Annotated in this window: 2 protein-coding genes and 2 pseudogenes; all 4 read left to right on the top strand. The window is 61.3% G+C overall.

Translation table 11 applies throughout. The features are described from left to right. A pseudogene (locus AC1D1X_RS19985) lies at positions 1–360 on the top strand (branched-chain amino acid ABC transporter substrate-binding protein); the annotation flags it as partial. Between the two features lie 57 nt (positions 361–417). Next, positions 418–1605, top strand: coding sequence for a pyridoxal phosphate-dependent aminotransferase (locus tag AC1D1X_RS19990; RefSeq protein ID WP_477671587.1), 1188 nt, complete (start codon positions 418–420; stop codon positions 1603–1605). Positions 1606–1752: 147 nt separating this feature from the next. After that, complete coding sequence (gene rpsO / locus AC1D1X_RS19995; RefSeq protein ID WP_477698983.1) at positions 1753–2019, top strand: 30S ribosomal protein S15; 267 nt, start codon at positions 1753–1755, stop codon at positions 2017–2019. A 220-nt stretch (positions 2020–2239) separates the two neighbouring features. Further along, positions 2240–2809, top strand: a pseudogene (locus AC1D1X_RS20000) (polyribonucleotide nucleotidyltransferase); the annotation flags it as partial.

The following is a 2809-nucleotide window of genomic DNA, read 5'->3' on the forward strand; positions in this document are numbered from 1 at the left end:
GCCTTCTACCTATCCTTTCGCCAGCGCTTTCCCAAGCCTCAGGACGACTATGTTCACATGCGCATGCAGCTCATGATTGAGGCGCTGGCCCAAAGCCTTGACAAAGCGGGCAGTGCTGACGCCGGGGCGGTGGCGGCGCAGCTGGAGCGTAGTTCGGTTACTTTCGTGGGCCACAAAGGCGCGATGCGCTCGGCCGACCACCAGTTCCAGCAACCGCTGCTGGTGGCATTGATGGGCAAGCAGGGTTCGCCGGGTGTGAAATTTGACGTGGAAGGTTCCGGCTACGGCTTTCGCGTCATCAAGACGATTTCGCCCGAAAAGGCCGAGCAGCCTAACAGCTGCAAGATGGTCCGGCCTTGAGTTCAAATTGGCTGATTGAATAATTGATTGAAGCCGGCACAGGCGGACGGACTATCCATGAGAAAAACTGTTTTAGATCTTGAAGAATCGATGATCCGCCAGGTGGCCAACGCGGGCATGGGGCGCGATGATGTGCTCAAGTTCTGGTTTGGCGAGAGCGATGAGGTCACGCCGGCCTTTATCCGCGAGGCGGCGGCTGCGTCGTTGCAGCAGGGCGAGACTTTTTATGCGCAAAACCTGGGCTTGCCAGAGCTGCGGGAGGCCATTGCCGCTTACGCGGCGGGCCTGCGCTGTGCGGGGGCCGCGCCGATCACGGCCGAACGCATTGCGGTGACCTCRGGCGGCGTCAATGCGCTGATGCTGGCGGTGCAGGCGCTGGTGGATGCCGGCGACGAAGTCGTGGCCGTGACGCCTGTCTGGCCCAACCTGACGGCCCAGCCGGCCATCATGGGCGCGCAGGTCAAATGCGTCAGCCTCAAGCCGGTGGCAGGCGAGTGGCGGCTTGATGTGGCCGAACTGCTGGCCGCCATTACGCCGAAAACCAAACTACTCATCGTCAACGCGCCCAACAATCCCACCGGCTGGACGCTGTCGCGCGCCGAGCAAGAGGTCATCCTGGCGCATTGCCGCAAGACGGGCACCTGGATTCTGGCGGACGAGGTGTACGAGCGCCTGTATTACGAGCCCACCCCTAATGGTTGCGCCCCCAGTTTTCTGGATATCGCCGCGCCCGAAGACCGCCTCGTGGTGGTTCACAGCTTTTCCAAGAGCTTTTTGATGACCGGGTGGCGCCTGGGCTGGCTGGTGATGCCGGCTGCCATGACGCCGCACATGGGCAAGCTGGTGGAGTTCAACACCTCCTGCGCGCCGGTGTTCGTGCAGCGGGCCGGGCTGGTGGCCATCGAACGCACGGCCGATATCACGCCCCGGGTGGTTGCCCATCTGAAAACCTGCCGCGACACTTTGGTGCCGCTGCTGCAGGCCGTGCCGGGCGTGCAGTTGGCACCGGCCAAAGGCGGCATGTACGCCTTTTTCCGCCTGGAAGACCAGGCGCGCTTCGGGGACTCTCTGGAGACCGCCAAACGTCTGGTGGTGGAGGGGGGCTTGGGCCTGGCGCCCGGCAATGCATTCATGGTCAATCCCGGGCCCGAGGCTCAGGGCTGGCTGCGCTGGTGTTTCGCCAGCCAGGATGTCGCTCGGCTGGGGCGGGGGGTGGAACGCCTCAGGCGCTGGCTTGGGGAATGATCTCAGGCTATAATCCAAGGCTCTGCGCAAATTGAGGCTCTTTTTGAGCCTTTTTCATGCCGGAACACGACGAAAGCGGTTTATTCACTCCCATGTCGGGAACGCTGCTTCGCTCGCAAGCGCACCTCGGTGCAAGAAAGAGAAAACATGATTGCAAAATCAATCAAGGCCGAAATCGTTCAGGCCAACGCACGCGCCGCCRGCGACACCGGCAGCCCTGAAGTTCAAGTGGCGCTGCTGACCGGCCGCATCAACGAACTGACCCCCCATTTCAAGGCCAACGCCAAGGATCACCACGGTCGCCGCGGTCTGCTGCGCATGGTGAGCCGCCGCCGCAAGCTGCTGGACTACCTGAAGTCCAAAGATGCCGAACGTTACACCGCGCTGATCGCCAAGCTTGGCCTGCGCAAGTAATCGGTAGCAACGATTTGAAAGCGCCTGAGTTAGTTCACTAGCTCAGGCGCTTTTTACTTCGGAGCAAGGCAAAACGAGCACGCGCTGTGTCATTCCACAAGAAAAGCCCTGGTCAGGCCCCTGATTCCAGGCATTTTGTGGAATGGCATCGTGTTCAGCCAGCCGCCGCTCCGGGCCTCCCGCACTGCCTCAAGTGCGTGAATTTAGTGGAGATAAGAACATGAGCATTTTCAACAAAGTCACCAAGTCTTTCCAATGGGGTCAGCACAAAGTCACGATGGAAACCGGCGAAATCGCACGCCAGTCCAGCGGCGCCGTCGTCGTTGACATGGACGGCACCGTGGTACTGGCCACCGTGGTCGCCAAGACCGATGCCAAGCCCGGCCAGGATTTCTTCCCCCTGACAGTCGACTACCTCGAGAAAACCTACGCCGCTGGCCGCATTCCCGGCAGCTTCTTCAAGCGCGAAGGCCGTCCCAGCGAATTCGAAACGCTGACTTCGCGCCTGATCGACCGCCCGATCCGCCCCTTGTTCCCTGAAGGCTTCTTCAACGAAGTTCAGGTCGTGATCCATGTGCTGTCGCTGAATCCTGAGGTCGAAGGCGACATCCCTGCGCTGATCGCCTCGAGCGCTGCGTTGTCGATCTCCGGCATCCCGTTCAATGGCCCCATCGGCGCCGCTCGCGTGGCCTACATCGACGGCCAGTACGTGCTGAACCCCGGCAAGACCCAGCTCAAGGATTCGAAGATGGACCTCGTCGTGGCCGGCACCGAAGCCGCCGTGCTGATG

The organism is Polaromonas sp. P1_G4 (assembly GCF_056405475.1).